This is a genomic window from Lysinibacillus sp. OL1, assembly GCF_004332175.1.
Taxonomy (GTDB): Bacteria; Bacillota; Bacilli; order Bacillales_A; family Planococcaceae; genus Lysinibacillus; species Lysinibacillus capsici.
This window is the reverse complement of the sequence record NZ_SJDS01000014.1, coordinates 39976-60650: the sequence shown is the minus strand read 5'-3', so window position 1 is coordinate 60650 and position 20675 is coordinate 39976. Positions and strand designations below refer to the sequence as shown.

Here is a 20675-nt window from a genome sequence, read left to right as displayed (position 1 = left end):
CCCCTTATTTTTTCCTTGTTGCCATTAAATCTGCATATTGATCGATATACAAACGTCGTTTTCCACCACTTACGATGACCCGTACCACATGAATAGCTATTATCATTGTAAGTGCAAAACCTGCTATTGCAGCAAGTAGAGAAATGACAATTTGTAGAACATAAAATGGTGAATCCATATCTAATTGGATGTCACCTAATGTTGTAATGGCTTCTGATAAACACAAGGTAGCGATAATAGCAATACAACGACGCCATGATTGCTTTACAATACTTTTGCCATTCTTGTTGACCATTGTAAAACGCATCACCTTCATACCGAGTGTTGCACCATTCATCATACTTGGTAACACCCCAAAGAGTACCACGTACAGAGCCATTTGCACTAAGAATTCAAAAGTACCGCTATACCCTGTCAGAACACCAATAATCATCCAAACTGATTGGACGATAAATAAATCAATGGCCAAAGCTAATAAAATAGAAATCGGCTTAACAATATCATTTTTTTCCATTTCAGCAGCTTTAGCCTCAACCTCTTCATGAGAGGGGAATAATGCCCAAACAATTGGTGCTAAGAAGAAACCTAGGAGCGCACCTACACTGTTTAGTAATAAGTCATCAACATCAAAGATTCGGTATGCACAATTAAAGATGCCATATATGCCTGTTCTTTGTGTGACCTCATAAAACAATGTTAGCAAAAAGCTAATTAAAAATGCACGTTTCCAGTACCTTCTTTCTTTAAGAAAATATCGCAAGTAAACGCCGAAAGGCATTAGTAGTAAGAAATTAAAGAAGGCTTGAAAAAATGCCTGTTGTTTTGTGATAGCAAGCCATGTAGATGGATTTGTTACTACAACGCCACTATCCTTTAAAACATCATCAACAAATTGAAAAAGTCGCAAATTAGTATGAACGGTGTCCGCGGATTGAAGTGAGCAAGTATCTCTTGTAGACGGAAATGGTAGTAATACTAAACAAAGCGCAGATAAAAAGTAAAAAATAAATGAGAACATGATAATGGTTTTGGACATCGATAAGTATCCATACTTGCGATACGTATAAATCAGCCATGGTATAAAAAGTACAAAGGATAAAATAATGGTTATGAAAAATGCTATAAAAATGGATTGCGTGTACGTTGACATAGAAACACCTCTCTCTTTAAATTGCCCTATTTTCTGAACACTAAAACTAAGTTTAGTCCTTCAATACGACATGTATATTTCATCAAGCTTACATAATCCTTAATTCAATAAAAAAACAGGTAAAGAATATTTACTCTCTACCTGTTACTTACTATGCTTTCGCTATTTCTTCTTTACAGAATGTCAAAATTCCTTCTAGTTCATCATCCTCTAATGCAAAGTCTAAATATTCACCTTCAGCCTTTTCCATGATGAAGTAATTTAATATAAATGGTTCTTCGTCTTTTTCACCAATTAGGACACGAATTTCAATGCCAGCTTCGTGATAAAGCTCATCCTCTTCATCAATTTCTACATCCAGAATAAATTCATAACGCTTACCTTCAATAATATTTGTTGGGTCTAAAATTTCTTCCATTGAGAATTGTGTAATTTCCATTATATTTGCTCCTTTTTCTTTAGCTGTTCTTTTCTATATTAAATCAATTTCAGCATGGGTCAACTAGAAAACCCGTATACACTTGTAGTTAATTATGCCACAATGAAATGGAATTAATTTAGAACTAAATTTCCCTACATACAAGGAGGCTTTTTCATGAAAGAGCTATTATATTATCAAGACGTTATGTTACAAGAGTTTGATGCAACTATTATTAGTAAAGGAACTGACGAATCCGACCGTCATTATGTTGTACTATCGAACACCGCTTTCTATCCAACTGGTGGTGGTCAACCTCACGATACAGGTACATTGAATGCGTTGGAGGTCATAGATGTTGAAAAAGTGGATAATGAAATTCGTCACTATATTGAAGGTGATCTATCGACTTTAGATGGTGTGGTACATGGCAAGTTAAATTGGCCAAGACGATTCGATCATATGCAGCAGCATGCTGGGCAACATATTTTAACAGCTGCTTTTGTAGAGCTTTTTAATGCGCAGACTGTAAGCTTTCATCTAGGCAGTGAGCAAGTTACAATTGATCTTGCTATAGAAACGATTTCTGAACAACAGCTTGCAGCGGCAGAAGCAAGAGCCAATGACATTATTTTAGAGAACCGCCCCATTCAAACTATCTGGGTTACAGAGCAAGAGCTGGGCAACTATAATCTTCGTAAAGAAGTTGCAGTGACGGGAGACATTCGACTTGTGATTATCCCTAATTTTGATTACAACGGTTGTGGTGGCACTCACCCTACATCCACAGGGCAAGTTAGTACCATCAAAATATTAGGGACCGAAAAAATGAAGGGCAATGTGCGCGTTTCTTTTGTGTGTGGTCAACGCGTTTTGACTGAGCTTGACATGCGGAAAAAAGTATTAGCGGACGTTGCTCGCCAATTAAGTGTCCCTGAGATTGATGCTGCCACAGCACTTACAAAAGTTTTATCTACTCAAAAAACTACAGAAAAAGCACTCGCTGCTGCGAAAGAGGAATTACTCACGTATGAAGCAAAGGCACTTGTTAATAGCGAAGGTGTCGTAACGGCTGCTTTTAATCAGCGAACAATGCAAGAGCTACAAAAAATAGCCCGTATGATTGTTACGGAACAGAAAGATGTAATAGCTCTACTTGTGTCTGAAAATGAAGGCAAACTACAATTCGTTGCAGCAAGAGGTAATAATGTTTCAAAAAGCATGAAGGATGTTGCCCAAAAGGCACTGCCGCTTATTAATGGTAAGGGTGGCGGAAATGACCAAATGGTACAAGGCGGTGGCGATTGCGCCATTTCTAAAGAAGAATTATTAGCAGCGATGCAAGACGCTTAATTGCATTATAATAGAGGAGCTGTTATTAATAGACAGCTCCTCTCTAATTTAATATTTAAATTTTTGAATGGCTTCATATAAACGTTTTGCCATTTCTGATAGTTTTTCAGTTTGATTGTTCATTACTGCTACCGTCTTCAACTGTTCCGTTGTTGCATCTGTTACCTCATGCACATAATCACTTGCCGCATGTGCAGTAGCTGCCATTTCTTCCATAGATGCGGAAACTTCCTCCGTATTGGCAGACATTTGTTCAGCTGAAGCATTCATTTCTTCAATTTGACCTGCTATTTCTCCTACTGCTTGAACCATTTCCTCGAAGCGTTCTCCTACTGCCTCAATGGAAGCTAAACCACGCTCAACATTATCTTCACCAGATTCTGCTGCTTTCACTACTTCTAATGTATAAGATTGAACTTTTTCAATGAGCACATTAATTTTAGTAGCTGATTCTGCTGTTTGCTCCGATAGCTTGCGAACTTCTTCTGCTACAACGGCAAAGCCTTTACCAGCATCTCCTGCCCGTGCTGCTTCTATAGAGGCATTCAATGCCAATAAATTTGTTTGATCGGAGATATCGGTAATCATTTTTGAAATTAAGCTAATTTCTTCTGACTCTTTTTCTAGCTTGTGAATAATTGATAGTTCATCTGTTGTGCCTTGCTGAATCTCATTCATACGTAAAACGGATTGTTGAACTGCATGATTGCTTTCACTAATTTTCTGGGAAATAAAATCTGTATTACAAGCAATTGTGGAGGCAACTTCAGCTACGTTTTGTATCCCTATCGCCATTTGTTCCATTGCTGAGGCACTTTCCTCTGCCATCACAGTTTGGCTTTGTGCCCCTCGATCTACTTCACTTATTGCACCAGCAATTTGCTTTGAACGCTTTGTTACTCCATTTACATCTCCCATTAAATCACACGCAGCTTCATTCACTGCCGTTGCTTCTCGACTCACTTTGGCTATCATTTCCCGCATATTATCAGTCATGCGATCTAATGCACGTGCCATCGTTCCCATTTCATCAATACGTTTCAAATATTTTTCTGGAATTTCCTGTGTAAAGTCACCTTCCGATAAGCCCTCACTAATGCGAAGTACATGTCGAAGTGGTCTACTAACAGAGCGAGAAATGGCAAATGAGATGCATAGCCCAAGTATTGAAACTATGATCGTAGTGACAATGAAGTTCGTCTTAAGCTTAGAAAGCCCTGAAAACATCTCATCTTCTAATGCGATAACCCCCATTTTCCAACCATTATCGAGGGTATGATAGCCCATTAGACTAGTTCCTGTATCTTCCGTTTCAAAAGAAAAATAACCGTTATCATTAGCAATCATTTCTTTAGCAGCCATTGCTCTGCCTGTCTTGATACCTGTTTCGTCTGCTTCCTTAATTGGATTGTATTGCTCCTTCACATACGAGTGATTATTATGTCCAATAATTGTTCCGTTAGCGTCTAACATAAATGCATAGCCACTGTCTCCAACCTTAATGCCTTCTACAATTTTAGATAGGTAATAGCCGTCAATACGTGCTAATAATAAAGCTTTTTCACCTGTCACTGTGTCAATTGGAGAAACGATTAAAATGACTGGTTCACCTGTTACACGACTAATCGTAATGTCAGACATGACAGACTTACCAGTAAAACCTTCTTTTACATAATCACGATCCCCTAGATCAGCTGTTGTATCATCCAGATAATGGGCAACTCCATTAGCATTGATAATGCCAAAACCTAAGTAATTTTCATTACTGGCAAGACGTTTCGATAGATACTGTTTCTGCTTTTCAAAGTCCATGCTCCGAACTGCCTCTTGCTCTGCAATTGCTTCCACCTCTACAAGTGTTAATTGGAAGTGTTCTTCTATGTATTGGGAAACATCCTCTGCTCTAGATACCAAATTAGATTCCACCTGCTCATTCACAGCTTTTGTACTATTTATCCAAGTAGAGAGCCCAAGCGTGCCACATGTTACAAATACAAGAGCTATAATTGCAACTATTAATTTACCGCCAATACCTTTTAACCACATTTCTCTTTTTCTCACTTCTTCCATTATTAGCTATGCAATTCGCAAATTTTCACATAACTTCAGAGTAAAGTCACTAAAAGTAGAAGTCAACAAAAGTTTTCCAATATGATTAATAAATGTATAATAATACCATTTTCACTATCTTTATAGTGCTAACAATTTTCTACAAAATTTTCAATTCATAGATCCATCTTGTCATTAAAAAAGAGAGTACATCATGCTAATGGAGGAAATTAAAACATTTTCCAACAAAAATTGATTATAATTCACATTTTTTGCTGATTATTAAAGATAGGATCCGTTTAACACATTTTGAGGGGAGGATTTCCATGAGTTCAGACAAAAATAATGTTTCTCGTCGAGATTTTTTAAAAACTACTGGTATTGCTGCTGGTACATTAGTCGGTGGTGGTCTAATTGGAGGATTAGTAGGTTACAACATCAATGGTAAAGGTACTTCTACCCTAGAGCATGGTGGTCATGAAACAACGAATGAGGCCACAGGCTCACCAAAAGCTAAGATGTTTTTCAGAAATGAAAAAGATTTTAGTATCTTATCAAAGGCCACGGAACGTATCTTCCCAGAGGACGATTTGGGACCAGGAGCTATTGGTTTAGACGTTCCCTATTTTATCGATCATCAACTTGCAGGAAATTATGGGAGTAACTCTAAAGAATATATGCAAGGTCCATTTGATGTAGGTGCCCCAACTCAAGGCTACCAGAGCCGTTTAACGCGAGCAGAAATTTTTAGACAGGGTATTCAAAAAATGGAGGATGAAGCACAAAAGCGTTATAAGAAAAGCTTTAACGATTTAGATGGTAAACAAATGGATGAAATATTAACTGCCTTCCAAAAAGGTGACATAGAAATGGTTGGGGTTACTTCCGCTTTCTTCTTTACATTATTACGAGCGGCTACATTAGAGGGAGCTTATTCTGACCCTATGTATGGAGGAAATCGCAATATGGATGGCTGGCGTATGAAGGGCTTCCCTGGTCACCAGATGGCTTATATTACACAAATAGAAGATGCCAAGTTCCAAAAAATTGAGCCTAATCCATTAGGCAATCACTAAGGGGGGATACAAAATGGCTAAAACATTACCGAGTGTAGACGTTGTAACAGTTGGTGTAGGTTGGACTGGCGGTATTGTCGCTGCTGAATGTGCTAAAGCTGGCTTAAAGGTAGTTGGTTTAGAGCGAGGTCAAAAGCGTGGGACCGAGGATTATTTAAATGTTCATGACGAATACCGTTATGCCATCCGATATGATTTAATGCAAAATCTTTCTAAAGAGACCGTAAGCTTTCGGAATGATCGCAATATGAAGGCATTACCAATGCGTCAGCTTGGCTCCTTCTTACTTGGAGAAGGTCTGGGTGGATCAGGAACACATTGGAATGGAATGACTTATCGATTTTTACCCTATGATTTTCAAATCAAGACATTAACAGATAAACGTTATGGACCAAATAAGCTTGGACCAGATTATCTGATTCAGGATTGGGGATTAACATATGATCAGCTTGAGCCCTATTTCGATAAGTTCGAGAAAACAGCTGGTATTTCGGGTGATGATAAAAATAAATTTAGTGGAAAGCGTTCGAATCCCTATCCAACACCGCCTATGAAAAAAACGCCTATGCTTTCACAATTCGAAAAAGCTGCAACAAACCTGAAGCTAACACCTTATATGGTTCCATCAGCTAATGTATCAGAGGTTTATAAAAATCCTGATGGCGAAACAATCAACGCTTGCCAATATTGTGGTTTTTGTGAACGCTTTGGATGCGAATATGGTGCAAAGTCGTCCGCAGAAATTACTGTTGTCCCTACAGCCCTGAAGACAGGGAATTTTGATTTACGCTTTAATTCCAATGTTGTTGAAATTTTAAAGCAGGGTAACAAGGCTACAGGTGTAAGATATATCGATACTGTTTCGGGAGAAGAATTTATTCAGCCAGCTAATGCTGTTGTATTAACTAGTTATGTCTTTAATAATGCCAAGCTATTAATGGTCTCTGACATTGGTGAAAGGTATGACCCTACTACTGGCAAAGGAACACTTGGCAGAAACTATTGCTATCAAATCTTGCCTGGTGCCGCTGGGTTCTTCGAGGAACAATACAATACATTTATGGGTGCAGGTTCGTTAGGCATGTGTATAGACGATTACAATGGGGATAATTTTGACCATAGTGATTTAGATTTTATTCACGGAGGTAATATTGCACTTACACAGACAGGTACGCGACCAATCGGCTCAAATCCAACACCGCCTGATACGCCTACTTGGGGACCAGAATTTAAAAAGCAATCCATTTATTACTATACACGTTCATTTGGGATTGGTGCGCAAGGTGCATCTATGCCACATAAGGAAAACTATATATCACTGGACCCTACCTATAAGGATGCTTATGGGCTGCCATTAACTCAGTTAACATACAATTTTACTGATCAGGATCGAGCTCTTCATAAATATATCTCTGCACGTGCAGCTGACATTATGAAGGAAATGGGTGCAAAAACAATTGTCCCTAACGCGGAAATTACTGATTACAATATCGTGCCTTACCAAACAACGCATAATACAGGTGGTACGGTAATGAGCTTAACACCAGAACAAGGTGTTGTGAATAATTACTTACAGCACTGGGATGTTGATAACCTTTTCGCAGTAAGTGCTGGCAACTTTGCACACAATAGTGGTTATAATCCAACAGGCACATTAGGGGCACTTGCCTACCGTTGTGCTGAAGGAGTCATTAAATACAGTCAATCAGGTGGTTCATTAGTATAAAAAATCATTCTAAAGGAGGCAAGACTTATGGGAGGTCTAGGAGCAATTGGAGTACCTGGGTTAATCATTATTTTAGTGATTGTATTAATTGTATTTGGCCCAAAAAAATTACCAGAAATCGGTGGAGCGGTTGGTAAAACGTTTGCCGAATTTAAAAAGTCTACTAAGGGACTTATAGATGATGAAGATGATACCGTGAAAAAGGCCGAAAAAAAATCTGATGCTTCGTAGGAGGGTTTCCTATGGATCCATATGAAGACGGAAAAAGAAAATATTTAAGCCCCCTAGATAAACCACAAGCCGAGCCTCCAAAGCCAGTGGAGGCTTTAGTTGAAATACCTACGGTAGCAATTGAAGAGGATCATGTGTCAGATGAACCCCTGATACCTGTTACCTCATTATTGGAGCATCTTAGTGATTTACGTAAGCAAATTATCAAAGGGTTAACGGTTTTTATTTTATTTTTCATTGTTGTCTTTTCTACTATTAATATTTGGTTTCCATTCATAACGCGAGGCCACTCACTCGTTATTTTAGGACCACTAGAAGTAGTTAAATTTTACATGACGATTTCAACAACTTTAGCTTTTGGTCTTGCAATGCCTTTCCTCGTCCACTTTCTTTGGAGCTTTATTAAACCAGGCTTAAAAGAAGAGGAAAGTCGATTTTTAGGCCTCTATGCACCAATCATGTTAGTTCTATTTTTAGTAGGAGTAGCTTTTGGCTATTTCGTCGTTAACCCACTTAGCTATACATTCTTAGTAAGCATTGGGGCTACCAATTTCGATGTCATGGTATCAGCAAATGAATATATGCACTTTTTAATCATGACTACAGTACCGCTTGGTCTATTATTTGAGTTACCGATTGTTGCCCTATTCTTATCAGCCATTGGTGTACTGACTGCTGAATCCATGAAAAAAATACGAGGCTGGTCTTATATCACAATGGGCGTAGGCTCCGCTGTTATCACGCCACCAGACTTTATAAGTCAGTTACTCGTATTAATACCAATGATTATTTTGTATGAAATAAGTATTTACCTCGTTAAACGTATAGAACGCAAACAAATTGAAAGCACTGCGTAAATTTTACGCAGTGCTTATTTTTTCTTTAGATCCATCACAATAATTTCTGGTAGATTAAAAATGCGATATGGTACTGAGCTATTACCCAGCCCTCTACTAACTACCATTTTCGTCGCGCCCGCTTCGTAGACACCAGCTGTATATTTTGGGAACAGACCCTGTCCTGGTGCAACAAGTCCTCCAAGCCCAGGAATACGAACTTGCCCACCATGCGCATGTCCCGAAAATACTAAATTTATGTGATAATTTACATACGTATTAAATATTTCTGGTCTATGTGCTAGTAACAACTTAAACATATCGTCTGGCAAATTGGCCGTTGCTATGTCCAGCATATCTTCTGTTGTTCTACCCATTAACGGATCCTCAATACCAACAATCGCCAAGCGCTCCCCGTCGCGCTCTAACACGGTCGATTCGTTGGCCATAATATGTACCCCTAACGATGACAGCGCCTCATAAATTTCATTCACCTTATTCGTCGCTACCTCATGGTTTCCTAGTACATAATAAACATCCGCTATTTTTACTAGTCCTTCCACTGCTTGTAGACTTTGTTTTAAATTATAGCGATTACTATCGATTACGTCACCTGTGATAAAAATATAATCAGGCTTTGTATCTTTTACCTTAGCAATCAATTTTTGTTGCTTGTCACCAAAGACAGCGTCATGTAAATCCGAAACTTGTACAATGCGTAGCCCATCAAAGCTGTCAGGCACACTTTCTGATTCAAACACATGCTTACTTACGACTAGCCAGTGATTGTTTACGTACAAAAAAATGACTATAAAAACAACAAAGAAGATCCCATATAATAATTTTTTCAATCGCAATCGCTCACTTTGTGGCTACTTTTTTCAGAAATATTTCTGACTTTCTTATTATAAGCAAAAAACAGAGTGATTGTAAGTATATGCACTTTAAATACACAAAATGCACAAATACACTGAGCTTTAAATTTTTCTCATTAGCTTATGATACACGGTTTAATCTATTTTTTGTTAACTATTGCATGCTATACTATGGGTAGAAAGGCATATTTTATTATCCACTCATAATACGCCACGATTTGGGAAATGCATCTCATTTACTAAAGTGCGAGAATACTAATAAACTTAAATCAGTTAAAGGAGAAAAAATTGCTGTACTGTAGGTAATGATCCAATTAGATTGGACGGTATATGGTGTTTTACCACCTAATAAATTACATAATTTTCAGAATTGAGTGATTTCAGAGTCCAGCTTCCATCGCTACATGCAAGTAGAAAATTGATGAAGAAAAATTATTTAAAGCCAGTTACGCTACATAATATTCTAAATTTAGATGATAAGAGGTGAAAAAATGTTAAAAGCCATCATAGTAGATGATGAAATTTTAGCAATTAATTTATTAGAAGCCACGTTACATGATAATAGCGCTGTTACTATTATTGGAAAATTCATAAATCCACTAGAAGCTATAGCAAACATTCCTACACTTAAACCTGATATTCTTTTTTTAGATATAGATATGGCCGAAATGAATGGTATTGAATTTGCTAATAAGATTGCAAACTTTCCTTTTTTAATGGACATTGTATTTGTCACTGCCTATGAGCGTTTTGCAATAGAAGCTTTTAATGTACAGGCTGTTGACTATATTTTAAAGCCTATTGAGAAAGAGCGTTTAATGAAGACAATCAAGAGAATATTCATGCGTAGAAAGCAATTTCAAGTTAAAGCTGCTGTACACCACATAGAGGAAGATGCTCATATAATAGAGGATTTTCACTTTCATGTTCATTCTGGAAGAGTATATATCGGTAACACAGCATTAGCCCTATCTACAAAGGAATTTCAAATTTTTTTCTTTCTAGCACAACGACCAGGACAAATTTTTCCCCCATCAGAGCTGTATAAGCTTATTTGGGCAGAGGAAAGTATCGGGCATACACAGGCATTGAAGGTTCATATTAGTAATTTACGAAAAAAGCTAGAATCCGTTGCGGGCCATAGAGCAAAGATTATAACAGTGAGGGGTTCGGGATATAAATTCCATTTCGAGCCATGAAAAGAAGGGCACTGCGATTACATTATGAATCGCGTACCCTCTTTTTTGGTTATTTTTTTGCGGCTTCTTGAATCTCATAAAATGCCCAATGGTGTTTTGGAACATCTTTAAATAATGGTGTTTGATCTTCAATGAGGACTTGACGTTCAAACAGTCGATTTAGTACCTTCACTGCTTGTGCACGTGTTAACAATCCATCTGGATTGAATGTATCTGCTGTTATTCCTGTCATAATTTCCGCTGCATTGACAGTATCAATTGCTTTTGCTGCCCAATGATGGACGCTCACATCTTTGAATGCTGCACTTTGTGAGGTTGGTGGACAGAAATCTGCATCAGGACGTTCTACACATTGCTGTTCTATCCAGCGCGCAGCCACTGTAGCCATCTGTGCACGTGTAATCAAGCCGTTTGGATTAAAGTTAGTTGCTGTAACCCCTTTAAACAGACCCTTCTCCTTCGCAAATTCGATTGCATCTTTAGCATCGTGTTGGAATGTATCTGTATAGGTTGCCTTTGCTTGCGGAATGGCATTACCTGTTAATTGACGAGCAAACATACTTGCCATCTGTGCCCTTGTAACAGGTGCATTTGGACGGAAGGTACCATCTGGATAGCCTTGAATGTAAGGTAGATGTGTAACACCCTCAGTAGTTGGTTCCTTCACTTCTTCTTCCTTCTCTAGTAAGTAGAGAATGGAGAAGGTGGAGAACTTATTCACCTCAAACTGTAAACCTGTTATTCCCTTTTGATATTCTACACTCTTCCCACGCACAACTTCTTTTGTGCCATCACTATGCTCGATAAAGATCGCCAAATTGGCAAGTTGTTCATCTGTTAAATCTGTAGGCAATGGCAATGTTAATTTAACAGGACGGCTTTGCATATTGGTTTCAATGGTCATTGGGCGACCAAGCAACTCAACAACCGCATTTCCTGCCAACTGCTGTACAACCCTTTCCTTTTTAGCTTGTTCTTTAATATCCAATTGATCAGCCAGCCCTTTTATAGGGACAAGTCGGAAATAGAGATTATCATTAAACGTTTCCAACGAAGTTTTCGGCACTTCAATTCTAACGTTATCGGTAACAATTTCGAGATGGACTGCTCCATTTTGCAGAAGTGACAGCACATTTTTCGGAATGGACACCTGGACTTGATTTACTTGATCCTTCTCATCTGGAATGATAATCCTTGCTTTATCATTCCCTTGTTCCTTTAATTTCCTAATTGTCTCTGTTGCGCTCTGGGCCGTTAATGTCACTTCATCGTTTATAGTGTTATCTACATTTTTTTTTCGTTTTATTGTTGTTTTAGAAACTAGGTCGCCATCACCAGACTCAACATCTACCACAATTTCCTCTACATTGGTTGAAGGTGTTGATGCACCAGAATCAGGATTCGCTGAAGGATCGGTATTACCGCCACCTGTATCATTACTAATCCATTTTGCATAGATTACTGTGCTAGCTGTAATTGCAGTATCAAATTTAAATGGTGTTGTATAGGCATTATTTGTATACCAGCCAACAAATGTATAGCCGGCTTTCGTTGGCTCAATCGTAGGCTGACTTGCTTTTTTACCATGTTCTACCGTTTGATTTGAGATAGCACTACCGCCGTCGACATCAAAACTCACTGTATACATCACAGGATTCCATTTTGCATAGATGGTTGTGCTCTCGGTAATGGCACTATTAAAATCATATGATGTTGTATAAGCATTACTTGTATACCAGCCACCGAATATATAGCCCGCTTTCGTTGGCTTTTGGGCTGGCTGACTTGCTTTTTTCCCATGCTCCACCGTTTGATTTGAGACTGCACTTCCTCCGTTGACATCAAAACTCACCGTATACGTTATTGGTATCCATTTTGCGTATATCGTTGTGTGCTTAGTAATGGCACTATTAAAATCATATGGTGTTGTATAGGTAGTACTCGTATACCAGCCACCGAATGTATGTCCCGCCTTGGTTGGAGGCGGTGGCTCCGTCGCCTTCTCACCATGAGCTATTGTTTGTGAAGCAACCGTACTTCCTCCGTCTACATTAAAGCTCACTGTATGTGTCACAGGACTCCATTTGGCATAAATCGTTGTGTCTCCTGTTATCGCAGTATCAAAATTAAAGGGTGTATTTCCCGTACTGCTTGGGTACCAGCCACCGAATGTATGACCCNNNNCGTTGTGTCTCCTGTTATCGCAGTATCAAAATTAAAGGGTGTATTTCCCGTACTGCTTGGGTACCAGCCACCGAATGTATGTCCCGCCTTGGTTGGAGGCGGTGGCTCCGTTGCTTTTTCTCCATGAACTATTGTTTGTGCTGGGACTGTACTTCCTCCGTCTACCTCAAAGCTTACAGAATATGCTTTAAGTGTAGTTACATTCACCATAGTATAGGCTGTTTTATTTCCTGCTGAATCCTTCACTATGATGTTAAAATAGTAGGTTGTATTTTGTAATAAATCAGGTATATCAAATGTTGCGATATCCTTTGAATAGTTTCCTAAAGCAATGCCATTTGTCTCTATATGACTAACTGTATCAATATTGTTACTTGTAGATTGATAAACTTGATACTCTAAATCTTCTGTAGAAGTAATATTATCTGTTGCTTTTAGCCAGTTTAATCTCACGCTATTATTACTATTATTCTTAACAAGAATAGATGGATTGCTTATTTCTGGAGGTATTAAATCTTCTATACTCGTAACTGGTGCACTTACATCCAAATGATAAATCCTCACAAATATATCTGCAACTCCATCTGTTCTACTAATTCTAATTTCATCGATATTTTGCCATGGTTCTCCCGTTAATGGAACTTCAATTTTTTTAAAAGGCATGTACTGATTTATAACTACAGCTCCGCTAACAAATGTATTATCTCTATATCCTTCTATTTTGAGTTCTACAATTTCATTAACCGCACTTTCTAATCGTAATGAGTTTAGCTTAAAATTTCCTTTAATAGACTTAATAGAAGCTGTAGTAACAATACCAGGGTAACCCGACATCCCTAAACTCTTATCAGTTGGATAAAAATCGTCAATATCATTGTTACTATTATTTGAATCATCAAAAGTACCATCAATTTTTAATAATGCAAATTTCCAATCTCCTATAATACGGGGATTTGTTCCCACGCCGTCACTAGATTCAAAATCCTCGCTTGATGGAAATGTAGTTGCTGAAACTCTTGGAACCTCTACAATTGTCATCGAAGAAAGATTTAGTACCATCATACAAATGCACAGAATGCCTATCTTTAACCTAGAAAATATTTTCATCATAACACGCCCCTAAATTACTAAGGTCTCGGTGGATATAGTCCTTCGATACAAATAATATAGTTCACTGCTAAATAAGGTTGGCGATTATCAAATGAAGTACCACTACCTGTCTCTCCTATTATCCCACTAATTGATACATCACCAGTTACCGGGGCATCAAAGGACTTTAGAGTGCCGTTTGAAGTATTCTTACTATAAATATTAGCGTCCCTGCCATTAGAAATGCCTTTTCCGAGGGTACTGTTATCATCTGGAATATTAGTCGTACCATCATTATTTACAACTGGAATAGCCACACTAGCACTAGCGTTTTTAAGGATACCACCTGCGCTACTAAAAAGATGATTGTGTCTTGGTAAATTATTTATACTTAAAGTCGTCTGCTCTGTACCACCCTTACTACCATTCGAATAAGATGATATTCCTGCATCTCTTTGTCCCCCCATATCGGCACCTACTGGAACACGGCCATTAAGGTTGGGCAAATTAAAAACCGTTTTTCCATCCCCTCCGTATTGAAATCCAATCACTGCATACAAAGCTTGGTATTGATTAATTTGTAATTGTTGTCCATTACAAAATAACCATCCTCTTGGGGCATATGTTCCTGCCCAAGGTAAAATTACACCTATAAATGCTTCCATAAATATCTCTCCTTAAGTTTATTTTCTCCAGTACATATCAAATGTTGCTTCTTTATCCATGACAATCTTAAACCCTAGCTTTTTATATAACTGATAGGCAGCTATATTAAATTTAGCCACTTCAAGTTCTATGCCCTTCATATAATGAGTTGCTTCCTTCATCATAGATTGAATAATATACTTCCCAATACCTTTGCTTCTCCACGTATGAAGGAATCCTATCCAAATTAATCGATAGTCTGTATTTGTTTTATCAATGGTATATCTCCCGATTGGCTTCCCTTTATATTGAACAATTATCTTTTCTGCCCTCGGGAACATCTTCTTAGTTTGCACATCATCTAATTCATATTGTTGTTGTACAATACTTTTCCTTACATTTTCATCCTCTATATAGGATAACTCCATTCGTGATTCTTCAAATATTCGATATAATACCGCTTGGTCTTCCTTTGTAGCGAGACGTAAGCTTATTTCACCAAAATTTATCGAATTATCAGAAAAATTAGATGTAATTCCTTTCATATTTATCACCATACAATCAATTACTCTTAGGAGTTCTTATTTGTAACAATGATGGAACGCACAAAGTTATGCCCTTTTTCCGGTAGTTTTTCCCAACTATCTATATGAAATTGATGATCAGCCAAGCATTCAGCTCTATTTTGACTTTTTTGCGGTACGTCTAATGATAACGAGATGGTACCATAGGATTTTTCACCTGGCTGTACCTTATCTCGCCAAGAGCACGAACATTCATAGCCATTAGGCCCTGTTGAAGCCTTAATTCCTAAAGCCTGAATAGTTGTATTAGGCGGAACATTCATAGGCTCTTTGCCCTCAATATCCTCTGTATTCCAAATACCCCAAGTTCTCTCCTTATGAAAAACTTCTAATTCACGATCTGTTGCATTTGTTATCATTAACGAAAAAGTCCAAGTTGCCATTTTAATTCTCCCCTCCTGTTGTTACTTTTATCTTTGCATTATCCATAACATCGAATTCATGTGTACGGTTCAAAATTGCGTAATCCCATTCGGATGCTCCGATTAAGGTTGTCACATTTTCTTTATCAGTTCGATATAAAAGAATCATCTTACTAAAAATCCAAGGTATAACATCCATATCTTTATCGTTTGGTGCTTCAAATTCTCTATCAATTGACTTTCTTTCTGTTTGTTGTTGTTCTGTAGTCACAGAATTTAATATATTAAACTTCGCTCTTAATTCCGTCTGTAATTCTTGCTCAACACTCGCCTTCACTATCTTATCTTCAGAAACTGAAGCTTTTTCCGAAAATTTCAGTGCGGTTTCAATCGTGCTAACCTTTTCTATTACTTTTTTACTTGTAGTCGATATAAATCGTTCATCTTTTACTTTTATTTTTCCTCTTCTAGTGACAGTTTCAATTTTTGAAGCATCTGCTCTTATGCAAGTAACCTCAACAGAAAAATAATCATTAACTTCACGCTTTTTTAAATAAAGGCTATCAAAATCTACATCATTAACCCCATCCCAAAGTTTTTTCGAAATTTTAAATATAGATGTTTTAAATATTGCTTTCTTTTCAAAGTTAACTCCGCTAGGAATATACTGATTTAGATCAATAGTTTCTACATTCTCGACAACTTTTAATGAGTCTATTTTGGACCAATCTGTATATAAACTATTAGGTACTTCCTTTTTTCTAATCCTGTCCATCTTATTCGAAATCTGTATATCTCGAACAAAGTTATGTCCATCATGAGTAATACCCTTCCATCCATTCACTTCAAAATACCCATTCGCTCTGCAAGTTGCTTCATTGGGATTGTTATATGGCACATTAACATAAAGGCTTACTACACCATATGGTTCCAGCATATTCCCTTCATAATTCTTGTTATTATCCTTCCATGAACAAGAAAATTCGTAACCATTCGGACCAAAGGCAGATTTGACCCCAACGGCCTGTATTGTTTGTCCTGCTTTAATTGATTGGGGTGCTTTATCCTCTTCACCATTTGTATTCCAGTATCCCCAGTGCAATTGTGATTCCACCAATTCTAAATCTCGATCTGTGTCATTTGTAACGTTTAAACTAAATGTCCATGCCATAGCTTGGTACCTCCGATTAAAATATTTTAATATTCAGAAATCGATTTATATAAAAATAATTCTTATTACCTAATAAAAAATCTGAATGTCATATTTTTTAGTTCTTTATAACTTTTTTTCATTATATTATAGGTCCATAGATTCCGCTATGAGTTTATTCCATTTTTTAGGTTAATTTTTCTTAACCTTTTAACTTCTAATCAGAAATCTACTGATTAAAATGCTAATAAACAAAAGAATCTGCTAGAGAGCTAGCAGATTCTTTTGTTCAACTTATTAATCTAATTGGAAGCGGGAGAAGATCTTCCATACTAGCTCATTCCGATTTGAGACATTTACTTTTTGAAAAATTACCTTTAAATGATCTTGTACCGTGTAGGTTGAAATATCAAGATTATAAGCAATCTCTTTTGTAGGAATCCCTTTAATAACTTCAAATACTACTTCCTTTTCTCTAGGGGTAAGATTATAGGCCGTTATTAAGAAATTGAGCATTTCTCTTGATGGTGCTTCATTTATTAATAAAGCAATTTGCTGTTCTTTTTGGCTCGTCAGCAAAAGTGATGCCCGAATAGCGATATAGCCTGTATCTTTGATAGGTACTATTAAAGAAGTATTTGAATTGTAATTGTCAGCAAGTAGTTTTGCGCAGATAGCTTGAATAGGCTTAGGAACTTGAATTTCTGCTAAACTTTCATACTTTCTTAAAATGGATAGCAATTCACAAGCTTTGGTATTACTTGAAAGAATTTTTAACCCTTTATCAAAAATAACAATGCCTTGTTCTCCTTCTACAGCTGGAATTCTCTCCTCAATAATATAATGATGGAACTTCTTTAATGATTCGCCCATAATTGGCATCAGTCTTTTTAAAAGCACTAGATCTTGATCTTTAAATAAAGACTGCTCATTTTTAGCTCTTTTGAAAAGTGTTAAAAAACCATAGCATTGTCCTTGGTAAGTTAATACGGCTCTTACTTCATCACTAAAACCATTGGGCATTAAAACTTCTCTATAGCGAAAGCTTCGACTTGAGGAATCACTTAACCTGCCTATGTTTTGCCCACTGTGCACTAAGAATCCATATTTATTTACATCTTCTGTCGTATATTCCAAATCCATAATTTCCTGATGAATCGCCTCTATTGATTGTTCAGTGACTGCTCCTACAGAAAAAAGTGTATGTGTATCCGTTAATGTACAGCAATACGCATCAAAATTTATATGTGTCCGTAGAGCTTCGATCATCAATTGGCGATATTCGAATGAATTTTTGCTGTGCTTTAAGCAATGGTCAGATTTTTGTTGCCAATATTGTGTTTCCTTCATAAACACCTACCTCCCCCCAGAAATATGGGATAGTTCTTTTTTTCTGAAAGTTTATAATTGAGAATAATTCTTAATTGAATTGTACAGAAGTTCAACAAGGAGGAATACTATTTTGAAGTAAATGTTTACTTTTTATTGTCTTGCTAGCTACTTCCGTTATTAGTGGCTGCTCAGAGAAATCGTCTCAAGCAATTGTGGGTGGTGAGAATTCAGATTAAAGCTACTATTAGTGCCCCTAACTCACCTGCTATTTTTCCAAGCATCCTGTTGGCAGAACAAAAGAGGATATTGAACTTATTACCTGGGAAACAGTAGATACCCTTTTAGCTCAAATACAAAAAACAAGCACAATTTATGGTACTTCCTCTTAATATGGGAGCTAATCTATATGCAAAAAGAGTGCCATTACAACTTATAGGAGGTTTAGCACATCAAACTATTTTCGTACCTAGTCAAGGTGGTCTACCAGATATTTTTATGGAATAGTCCACACAAATACTAGGTGACTTCACTAAACAATCATCAAAATGATTGCTTAAAGATGAAGAAATTGCTCTCAAAATCTTAACGCATAAAAATAAATTGTTTTGGAGGTATTTTAATGAATAGATCTATACATAGCTGGGACAGTCCTTCTGTCAACAATTATCAACAGTCCATTCGACAAAAAATCATAGGCTATGATCTTATTTATGACATGATGGTCAATATACTTCAGAATTTCACTCTTGCAAATAAATTTTTAGTGGTAGGTGCTGGAGGTGGACAGGAATTACTCACTTTAGGCAAATCATTTCCTTCTGCCCATTTCACAGCAGTCGATTCCTCAAAGGAAATGCTGGAGCTGGCTGCTAAACAAATTGAATCGCTACCACATCGACCTACTATTATGTGGGTTGAGAAGGATCTACTATCCTTAAGAGTAAATGAGGTCTTCGATGTAGTTAGTTGTCATTTGGTTTTGCATTTTATAAAAAGCCTTGATCAAAAGAGAACAATGCTTCAAAAGATTGCGGATAGCTTAAAAGAAAATGGAGTGTTATTTATTTCATCGATAAATGCTGATTTAACTTCACAAACGTTCAAACATGAGCTTTGTTATTGGCGAAGCTCCATGCTTCATAACGGAATAGGTGAGGATCATTGGCAACGCTTTGAGCAATCCTTTAGCGTCACAACCCATCCTATTAATCTTGAATTGCTTATTAATTTACTGAAAGAGGCTGGCTTTACAACAACCCTTCCCTATTTTAAAACACATATGATTGACGCTTTAGTCGCTATTAAGGGAGAAACTACTATATGAAAAATGGGAATATCTTAATCATCGGAGGCTATGGTGAAGTGGGAGGGAAAATTGCAAAATTATTGTTGCAAAGCTATCCCAACAGAATATGGATTGCCGGAAGAAATATAGAAAAGGCTAAGGATTTCTGTGTCCAGCACAAAAACTTAGTAAGACCTCTTCAATTGGATGTGTCAGAAAAAATGCATCCAGAGCAATTAGAAAATGTAGCAATGGTCATTATGTGTCTAGAGCAAAAGGATACTGCATTTGCACAGCTCTGCTTAAATGAAGGGATTATCTATATCGATATTACTGCAAGCTATACCTTTCTTAAAAAGTTAGAGGCACTCCACTCACTAGCGGTACAAAAACATTCTACAGCCATTTTTAGTGTTGGTATGGCTCCAGGATTGACCAACTTAATGGCCATGCATGCTGCAAGGCAATTATCCTCCCTCGAGAAGATGCATATTTCCATCTTACTTGGGGCAGGCGATACACATGGCACTGCGGCAATTCTTTGGATATTACAACAATTAAATAAACCCTTTAGTAGCTACAACAATCAGAAGGTTGCTAATTTTACTAATAAGAGAACCGTGAAATTTAAAAAGATTGGGAAACGAAGTGTGTATCAATTTAATTTCTCTGACCAGCATACATTAACAAAGCATTTCCCTTCTATTCCTATCGTCACAAGATTAGGCTTTGATGTTGAGCCACTCAATAAATTCGTATCCTTTTTACAAAAGAGTAGAATTGCTTACTTATTAAAATTTAACCGTATACAAATCTTGCTCGCTTCACTTATTCAAAAATTTAAAATTGGTTCTGATGTGTGTGGCATACAAATTGAAGCCATTGGGAAAAAACACCATAAAGAAGTAATATTTACATTAGACTTTCTTGATCGCGATGAATCTCTCGTAACAGCGAAAGTAGCAGCATTTATAGCTAAAGAATTTCTTAACAATAAACATCCAGCAGGAGCCTATCATATTGAGGAATTATTTACATTAGACACCTTACAGACTCAATTTGATATGTCCCTTCAATAAAAAAGGCATTTAGCTCTCATCTAAACGGAGAAGCTAAATGCCTTTTGTTTTT

At 37.1% G+C, this 20675-nt stretch carries 18 protein-coding genes and 1 pseudogene; 8 read left to right on the top strand and 11 right to left on the bottom strand.

What is annotated here, in order from left to right; all coding sequences use genetic code 11:
* Positions 1-4 precede the first annotated feature (4 nt).
* Both EW028_RS20570 and EW028_RS20565 read right to left on the bottom strand, forming a co-directional pair.
* Complete coding sequence (locus EW028_RS20570; RefSeq protein WP_131522170.1) at positions 5-1150, bottom strand: VanZ family protein; 1146 nt, start codon at positions 1148-1150, stop codon at positions 5-7.
* 151 nt (positions 1151-1301) lie between these two features.
* Positions 1302-1589 (bottom strand): DUF6509 family protein, encoded by a 288-nt coding sequence (locus tag EW028_RS20565; protein WP_131522169.1) that lies wholly within the window; start codon positions 1587-1589, stop codon positions 1302-1304.
* A 156-nt stretch (positions 1590-1745) separates the two neighbouring features.
* Here EW028_RS20565 and EW028_RS20560 point away from each other — a divergent pair, with 156 nt between their 5' ends.
* The gene (locus EW028_RS20560) at positions 1746-2921 is read left to right on the top strand and encodes an alanyl-tRNA editing protein (protein ID WP_131522168.1); all 1176 of its coding nucleotides are present in this window, start codon (positions 1746-1748) and stop codon (positions 2919-2921) included.
* A 48-nt stretch (positions 2922-2969) separates the two neighbouring features.
* Here EW028_RS20560 and EW028_RS20555 read toward each other — a convergent pair whose 3' ends face one another.
* Positions 2970-4991 carry a methyl-accepting chemotaxis protein gene (locus EW028_RS20555; RefSeq protein ID WP_227744989.1) on the bottom strand — a complete coding sequence of 674 codons (2022 nt, stop codon included), beginning with the start codon at positions 4989-4991 and terminating at the stop codon, positions 2970-2972.
* Between the two features lie 305 nt (positions 4992-5296).
* Here EW028_RS20555 and EW028_RS20550 point away from each other — a divergent pair, with 305 nt between their 5' ends.
* From EW028_RS20550 to tatC, 4 genes are read left to right on the top strand one after another with little or no spacing between them, the layout of a single operon-like run.
* Positions 5297-6046 carry a gluconate 2-dehydrogenase subunit 3 family protein gene (locus EW028_RS20550; RefSeq protein ID WP_131522166.1) on the top strand — a complete coding sequence of 250 codons (750 nt, stop codon included), beginning with the start codon at positions 5297-5299 and terminating at the stop codon, positions 6044-6046.
* A 13-nt stretch (positions 6047-6059) separates the two neighbouring features.
* On the top strand, positions 6060-7772 hold the full coding sequence (locus EW028_RS20545) for a GMC family oxidoreductase (RefSeq protein WP_131522165.1): 1713 nt from the start codon (positions 6060-6062) through the stop codon (positions 7770-7772).
* 27 nt (positions 7773-7799) lie between these two features.
* Entirely contained in the window at positions 7800-8003 is a 204-nt protein-coding gene (gene tatA / locus EW028_RS20540) for a twin-arginine translocase TatA/TatE family subunit (RefSeq protein WP_131522164.1), read from the top strand.
* Between the two features lie 11 nt (positions 8004-8014).
* Positions 8015-8860: a twin-arginine translocase subunit TatC gene (gene tatC, locus EW028_RS20535; protein ID WP_131522163.1), complete on the top strand. Its 846-nt coding sequence runs from the start codon at positions 8015-8017 to the stop codon at positions 8858-8860.
* Between the two features lie 14 nt (positions 8861-8874).
* Here the strand turns inward: tatC and EW028_RS20530 are convergent, their stop codons facing one another.
* A complete protein-coding gene (locus tag EW028_RS20530; protein WP_131522162.1) occupies positions 8875-9690 on the bottom strand; it encodes a metallophosphoesterase in 816 nt (271 codons plus the stop codon).
* 515 nt (positions 9691-10205) lie between these two features.
* Here EW028_RS20530 and EW028_RS20525 point away from each other — a divergent pair.
* Entirely contained in the window at positions 10206-10913 is a 708-nt protein-coding gene (locus EW028_RS20525; RefSeq protein WP_131522161.1) for a response regulator transcription factor, read from the top strand.
* 49 nt (positions 10914-10962) lie between these two features.
* On the opposite strand, the gene EW028_RS20520 is transcribed toward EW028_RS20525, so the two are convergent.
* The 7 genes and pseudogenes from EW028_RS20520 to EW028_RS20490 all read right to left on the bottom strand — a co-directional run bounded on the left by EW028_RS20520 (position 10963) and on the right by EW028_RS20490 (position 18277).
* On the bottom strand, positions 10963-12987 hold the full coding sequence (locus EW028_RS20520) for an InlB B-repeat-containing protein (protein ID WP_131522160.1): 2025 nt from the start codon (positions 12985-12987) through the stop codon (positions 10963-10965).
* Between the two features lie 122 nt (positions 12988-13109).
* Positions 13110-13307: pseudogene (locus EW028_RS26100) on the bottom strand (InlB B-repeat-containing protein); the annotation flags it as partial.
* Between the two features lie 917 nt (positions 13308-14224).
* The gene (locus EW028_RS20510) at positions 14225-14851 is read right to left on the bottom strand and encodes a phage tail protein (RefSeq protein ID WP_131522158.1); all 627 of its coding nucleotides are present in this window, start codon (positions 14849-14851) and stop codon (positions 14225-14227) included.
* A gap of 18 nt (positions 14852-14869) precedes the next feature.
* Entirely contained in the window at positions 14870-15388 is a 519-nt protein-coding gene (locus EW028_RS20505) for a GNAT family N-acetyltransferase (RefSeq protein ID WP_131522157.1), read from the bottom strand.
* Between the two features lie 14 nt (positions 15389-15402).
* Positions 15403-15798: a hypothetical protein gene (locus EW028_RS20500; protein WP_131522156.1), complete on the bottom strand. Its 396-nt coding sequence runs from the start codon at positions 15796-15798 to the stop codon at positions 15403-15405.
* Between the two features lies 1 nt (position 15799).
* A complete protein-coding gene (locus EW028_RS20495) occupies positions 15800-16948 on the bottom strand; it encodes a hypothetical protein (RefSeq protein WP_131522155.1) in 1149 nt (382 codons plus the stop codon).
* Between the two features lie 276 nt (positions 16949-17224).
* The gene (locus EW028_RS20490) at positions 17225-18277 is read right to left on the bottom strand and encodes a helix-turn-helix transcriptional regulator (protein WP_131522154.1); all 1053 of its coding nucleotides are present in this window, start codon (positions 18275-18277) and stop codon (positions 17225-17227) included.
* Between the two features lie 601 nt (positions 18278-18878).
* Here EW028_RS20490 and EW028_RS20485 point away from each other — a divergent pair.
* Complete coding sequence (locus tag EW028_RS20485; protein ID WP_131522153.1) at positions 18879-19583, top strand: class I SAM-dependent methyltransferase; 705 nt, start codon at positions 18879-18881, stop codon at positions 19581-19583.
* Entirely contained in the window at positions 19580-20623 is a 1044-nt protein-coding gene (locus EW028_RS20480; RefSeq protein WP_131522152.1) for a saccharopine dehydrogenase family protein, read from the top strand. The genes EW028_RS20485 and EW028_RS20480 overlap by 4 nt, the downstream gene beginning before the upstream one ends.
* Positions 20624-20675 lie beyond the last annotated feature (52 nt).

Bases quoted from the DNA above. Each gene is read 5' to 3' on its own strand.
- EW028_RS20570 (WP_131522170.1), bottom strand. From the start codon at position 1,150: ATGTCAACGTACACGCAATCCATTTTTATAGCATTTTTCATAACCATT.
- EW028_RS20565 (WP_131522169.1), bottom strand. From the start codon at position 1,589: ATGGAAATTACACAATTCTCAATGGAAGAAATTTTAGACCCAACAAAT.
- EW028_RS20560 (WP_131522168.1), top strand. From the start codon at position 1,746: ATGAAAGAGCTATTATATTATCAAGACGTTATGTTACAAGAGTTTGAT.
- EW028_RS20555 (WP_227744989.1), bottom strand. From the start codon at position 4,991: ATGGAAGAAGTGAGAAAAAGAGAAATGTGGTTAAAAGGTATTGGCGGT.
- EW028_RS20550 (WP_131522166.1), top strand. From the start codon at position 5,297: ATGAGTTCAGACAAAAATAATGTTTCTCGTCGAGATTTTTTAAAAACT.
- EW028_RS20545 (WP_131522165.1), top strand. From the start codon at position 6,060: ATGGCTAAAACATTACCGAGTGTAGACGTTGTAACAGTTGGTGTAGGT.
- tatA (WP_131522164.1), top strand. From the start codon at position 7,800: ATGGGAGGTCTAGGAGCAATTGGAGTACCTGGGTTAATCATTATTTTA.
- tatC (WP_131522163.1), top strand. From the start codon at position 8,015: ATGGATCCATATGAAGACGGAAAAAGAAAATATTTAAGCCCCCTAGAT.
- EW028_RS20525 (WP_131522161.1), top strand. From the start codon at position 10,206: ATGTTAAAAGCCATCATAGTAGATGATGAAATTTTAGCAATTAATTTA.
- EW028_RS20510 (WP_131522158.1), bottom strand. From the start codon at position 14,851: ATGGAAGCATTTATAGGTGTAATTTTACCTTGGGCAGGAACATATGCC.
- EW028_RS20505 (WP_131522157.1), bottom strand. From the start codon at position 15,388: ATGGTGATAAATATGAAAGGAATTACATCTAATTTTTCTGATAATTCG.
- EW028_RS20500 (WP_131522156.1), bottom strand. From the start codon at position 15,798: ATGGCAACTTGGACTTTTTCGTTAATGATAACAAATGCAACAGATCGT.
- EW028_RS20495 (WP_131522155.1), bottom strand. From the start codon at position 16,948: ATGGCATGGACATTTAGTTTAAACGTTACAAATGACACAGATCGAGAT.
- EW028_RS20490 (WP_131522154.1), bottom strand. From the start codon at position 18,277: ATGAAGGAAACACAATATTGGCAACAAAAATCTGACCATTGCTTAAAG.
- EW028_RS20485 (WP_131522153.1), top strand. From the start codon at position 18,879: ATGAATAGATCTATACATAGCTGGGACAGTCCTTCTGTCAACAATTAT.
- EW028_RS20480 (WP_131522152.1), top strand. From the start codon at position 19,580: ATGAAAAATGGGAATATCTTAATCATCGGAGGCTATGGTGAAGTGGGA.